Genomic DNA, 5,144 nt, shown 5'->3' with positions numbered 1-5,144 from the left:
TGGCTCCACTATTATGGATTAGAAAAATGGCACCACCTATTAATACAATGCTCATCGAAATAATTACACCCGCACGCAGAAGCGTACCCAAAATTACCTGAATATCCTTATCGTTTAGGTTTTCTTTTCCTGTTGTACGCATTATAATCCGCTTATTCCTTTATAAATCATCTGTAATGCCAAGAATACAACAACTACGGCAAATATCATTTTGAGCTTATCGGTTTTGGCTCTTAACAAAATTTTTGAGCCAATAGTTGCGCCAGTTAAAACGCCGATACATACTGGCATGGCAATGCCCGGATCGATCTGGCCACGATGTAAGTAAACCACCGCACTGGCAGCAGCAGTAACCCCCATCATAAAATTACTGGTTGTTGTTGATACCTTAAATGGCAAACGCATAATGTTATCCATCGCGATTACTTTTAATGCCCCACTCCCAATACCGAGCAAACCCGATAATGTTCCGGCAAAAAGCATCATTAAAAAACCTCCCGGAACATGTTTTACCGCATATGGATGATCTACACCTTTATCTGGATAAGATCCATTGAGTTTAAAAAAATTGGCCCATTTATCGGTATTATCTAAAGTAGTATGATCTACCTTTTTCTTTAGCGTCATGATGGCCGAAAAAATCAGGATACAGCCAAATAGAATAGCAATATAATTGGCATTGAGATAAACGGCTACAATTGCACCGCACACCGCACCTATTGTGGTAGCGATTTCTAAAAACATTCCAATTCGGATATTGGTAATCCCTTCTTTTACATAAGCTGCTGCCGAACCCGAAGAGGTTGCAATAACAGAAACAATTGATGCACCTATAGCATAATGGATATCAACCCCTAAAGCTAAAGTGAGCAATGGAATAATAATTACTCCCCCACCCAAGCCCGTCAGCGAACCCAATAATCCGGCTAAAAAAGCACCTAATAAAATGATAATGGTAAACAGCAATACCGACATGCGGGCAAATATAATGCACTCTTTTTGGGTAAACGAAGAATTAAGGGAATAAAATAAAGTCTATATGTTATATGGATAAATAGAATTTTGAAGCAATGATTGAATGAGTGAATATAGCATCTGCTCATTCAATCATTCTCTCATTCAAAATTCAATCATTAACTATGACTTGTAATAAAGTTTACTTTCCTTATTCAAATCAACACCCCGAAAACTTTCAAGTACTTCGAAAGCAATTTGCCGAACAGTTTCGGGTATTGGGTCGATAGTTGATTTGTTGCCTTCGGCATCTTTAACCGTCCAGCCTGAAGTATTTAGCACCAAAGGCTCAGTACTGGCTAATGATTTAATTATTTTAGCCCTCGTAAAAGCAATCCCGTCCGAATCAACAATCACTTTTTTATTGTTCCACCAGTTTTCTTGCGATACCCTTATTAAAACAGAACGGTCTAACCCAGCAACATACGCCCATCCCTTTCCAGTACGATGTGCCAGTTTCAACAAGCCGATAAAATTAGTAAGGCTCTTGAAATCATAAATCTCCGAACTGCAATACATATCGAGATGATTTAATTTAAGCTGGCTCACCAATGCTTTTGCTTGATCGGAGTTATGAAAAATCACGACGATTTTTTCGGCAATTGATGGAATAACAACATCAGTTCCTTTATCGTACTCCCCACAAAGTATTTCTATCTCTATTAATTGTTGTTGCAACAACGAAACCAGATCAGGTTTATTCAGAATGATCTTCATCCCTAATAGTTACTTGCCTAATCGCTTAATCATTTCCGCACTTAAATCTCTTCCATCATTTAAACGGTTGGCGAAGAATGATTTGGCCGCTTCGAAATGTTCTTTGTAACCTTTTAAATCGCCATAGCCAATAATCGATGCCCATTCGTGCACCGCGGTGTGGAATTCTAAATCATCGCCACGGATAGATTTATCATACAAAGCAGTATTAATCGACTCCTCTAACATTGCTTCATTTTTGAAAAGATATTCGGCAATGCCCAGCCTCAATTTAAAAGGTGGCGTTTGGCAGATCAGGTTATCGTAAGGGTTTACGCCCATTTTATACCAGGCATATACCATGCTCAGCAAACTTAAATGCGAATTTGGTTTCTGTTTATGGCTGGCATCCGATAGGCTGAATTCTTTCATGATGTTATCATCCAACAGTAAAAGCGAACGGCTTTCGTGAAAAACGAAATCGCGGGCCGCATAAATCTTTTCCCTAAACTCCGCCTCATTTTCACATATCATCAGCTTAAACAGTTCCGATTCGGCCTGCGCATAATATTTTACCTGTTTCTGGGCATAAGGATTTAAAATGGCCAAACCAGCATAAATGTGCGATTTGTAACTAAAAATTCTCAGCGTGGTCAAAATTTTCACGTTATCGATTCCACCCGCATATGCCGGATTATCCCAGGGGAAAAAACCCGCATTTTTCCATGCCGAGCCCATGCTTTCGAACCCCATGTGTGTTACCGCCTGTGTATCGGCCACAATGCGGTCGTGCTCCCTATAATCGTCCATTTCAATAATGTTCGATTTTAAAGATTTATAAATTTCTAAGGCTTTGGCATAAACAGCATCGGTAGCACGGTGACGCACTACCACAAGTGTTTGCCCTTCCGGACTAAATGCCGGACCATGCAAAGAATGACAGGTTACAATCTGGGTATCCTCTGGAAGGTGTTTTTCGAAAGCAGCAATTTCGGGATGTTTAACCGAGGTTTGTCCGGCAACTATGGCACCATATTTTGTTGAGCGGGCAAAAGCAGCTACCACCTCATCAATTTTTTCGGCTTCAACGCAATAGATAATAAAGTCTGATTTACGGGCAACCTCATGGCCATCGATTAAAACCTCGATTCCTTTAGGTTCCAGCTCATTTTTTAAATCTGTAAAACGTAAGGGCATATCTGCCCCACATACCTTATAACCAGCGTTTATGAACGATAGTGCATACAATTTGCCCATATCGCCCAAACCAATAATTCCTATTTGCATGAAACAAATGTAACCTATCGCAAATAAATTTATAATAAAACTTAGATAAAATTGTTATTTAGAATGTTAAACCAGAACAATTTTATCGATTTGCCAAAACCTTAAACAAATTTTATTAACCGGAAAAATAGATAAAAATGTAGTTTTACATTCTAACACCTATATTTAAACTATGCAGAAAATTAAACACACCCTATTGTTTTTAGGCGCTATGCTATTTTTAAACGTTGCCTTTGGGCAAACTTTACCTGATACTACGAAAAATACCGACCCATCTCTAAATGGGCAGTATCAGTTCATGTTAAAGAAATCTAAAAGCTTCAACGGCGCAAGGCTGATCAATCCGTCACGTTTATCATCCTTATGGAAAAGTGTTAGTGATACGCTCAGAAAAGAACGCAAGCAGCTGCAGGAAGCCCGTCAGGAAATTAAAGCACAAGCCGATAACATTTCAAGCTTAAAAGGCGAAGTAAATGGAAAAGAAAGTTCCTTGGCCAATGCCAACGCTGCTGTTAATGAAATTAAATTTTTAGGCATATCCTTCAATAAAGGCACCTATAATACCATTGTTTGGGCCATTATTATTGTACTTGGGGTAGGTTTGGCCTTTGTAATTTTCCAATCCGGCAAATTAAGGCACGAAGCGAAGTACAGAACCGAGCTTTACCAGGAAGTGGCCGATGAATTTCAGGCACACAAAGTAAAAGCAAAGGATAAAGAAATGAGACTTGCCCGTGAGCTGCAGGACGAGCGTAATAAATGGGATGATGGCCGGGGAAGATAGTCGAAGACTTTTTAATTAATTGAAAAAACTTAACTTTTTTTTTAGAAAAGCAGGGCTAGTAGTGCTTCGGTTCCACTAGCCCCGCCATTCGCTTTACCTCACTGCGTTCAGTGTCCGCTACTGTCGGGTTTATTCCAATTATAGCAGCACTATTTGGCCCCCTAAACCCGATCAAAGCGAGATGCCGATATTTCATCGGCAGAAGCGGGAGCGGAACTGCTTTCCAAACAAATAACTGAATTAAAAAAATGATTAAATTATTCGAGAAATCTGCAAATACATTTAACAGTAGATTTCTCCATTCCGTTGCATTCAGTCGAAATGACGATAACACGCTTAATTTTTGATGCTATACTTCAAACCCACCTCAAATTCGCCATTGCTATAACTCTGCATTTTTGAAGTATTGGTAGTGTACTGGAATAAAACCGAAAATTGGTTTTTGTAGTTTGCACCAAAACCAGCTGTAAAACTGTTGGTGCTATGATATATGCCGTTAAGCATCAACTTATTCTCTAAAAACTGAAGATTTACACCGGCATCAAAAATACCATCATAATTCTGCACCCCTCTATACACCAATTTCGGTTCAATACTGTTGATTACTTTATCAGTTGTGAATTTATAACCGGCTGCGATAAAATAAATCGATCGGTCTACCACGTTTCGCAGTACATCTCTTTTAAAAAACCGTTTAAGATTAGGCAAAGCAGCCTGTAGTGTCAATTTATCGGAGCGGTAAGCTACTCCAAAATCGCCATCCAAATATAATCTACGATCGTTAAAGCTATTGAGTACATCGTCGTCTAAATCGCCTTTGGCTTTACCAAAATCAATCCATTCATTCATAATGCCGGCAGACAAACCAAAATCCAAGAAGTTGGTCCCCCCATTTAAAGGCAAATGATAAGCATAAGTTACAGTTGCCCTGGTACGGTTAATGGCGCCTGCACCTTCATTGTAAAAAAGAATACCCAAACCTACTTTATTATTAGTCAAACCATAGTCGCCAGTTAAATACTGAATCTTTGGTGCACCATCTACCCCCGTCCATTGCGTTTTAAATGCTGCATTTAAATTTAGTCCGGTTTCTAAACCTGCCATTGCCGGGTTAGCCAAAAACTGGTTCTGATAGTAGATGCTACCCATGGGGTTAAGCTGGGCAAATGCTGGCGTAACAAACAAAAACAACAGCCCCGCCATATAACATTTCATTTTTTTCACGCTGTTATTTTTTATATAAGATTGATATAAAACCTTTAATAGAACCATCTCCCCCTAAATCGAGCATATAATAATAAGTATCTTCGGTAAGTGGCTTTCCGTTAAAATAGCCTTCCCAGTTGTTTTGATAACCTTGGGT

At 39.1% G+C, this 5,144-nt stretch carries 5 protein-coding genes; 1 reads left to right on the top strand and 4 read right to left on the bottom strand.

Going from position 1 to position 5,144, the window contains the following annotated elements; genetic code table 11:
• Window positions 1-141: 141 nt before the first annotated feature.
• The 3 genes from AC1DPQ_RS17020 to AC1DPQ_RS17010 form a co-directional block, all read right to left on the bottom strand.
• A complete protein-coding gene (locus AC1DPQ_RS17020; protein ID WP_477610330.1) occupies window positions 142-975 on the bottom strand; it encodes a sulfite exporter TauE/SafE family protein in 834 nt (277 codons plus the stop codon).
• Window positions 976-1,137: 162 nt separating this feature from the next.
• On the bottom strand, window positions 1,138-1,731 hold the full coding sequence (locus AC1DPQ_RS17015) for a hypothetical protein (RefSeq protein WP_477610329.1): 594 nt from the start codon (window positions 1,729-1,731) through the stop codon (window positions 1,138-1,140).
• A 9-nt stretch (window positions 1,732-1,740) separates the two neighbouring features.
• A complete protein-coding gene (locus tag AC1DPQ_RS17010) occupies window positions 1,741-2,997 on the bottom strand; it encodes a prephenate dehydrogenase (RefSeq protein WP_029278641.1) in 1,257 nt (418 codons plus the stop codon).
• A gap of 172 nt (window positions 2,998-3,169) precedes the next feature.
• Between AC1DPQ_RS17010 and AC1DPQ_RS17005 the strand changes: the two genes are divergently transcribed.
• Entirely contained in the window at window positions 3,170-3,781 is a 612-nt protein-coding gene (locus AC1DPQ_RS17005; RefSeq protein ID WP_215124803.1) for a hypothetical protein, read from the top strand.
• 336 nt (window positions 3,782-4,117) lie between these two features.
• Here the strand turns inward: AC1DPQ_RS17005 and AC1DPQ_RS17000 are convergent, their stop codons facing one another.
• Complete coding sequence (locus tag AC1DPQ_RS17000; RefSeq protein WP_477582531.1) at window positions 4,118-4,996, bottom strand: PorP/SprF family type IX secretion system membrane protein; 879 nt, start codon at window positions 4,994-4,996, stop codon at window positions 4,118-4,120.
• Window positions 4,997-5,144: the final 148 nt, after the last annotated feature.

The sequence above is a fragment of the Pedobacter sp. 01T416_2 genome (genome assembly GCF_056398925.1).
Note: the sequence above shows the minus strand (reverse complement) of the source record. Positions and strands in the feature narration are given on the sequence as shown.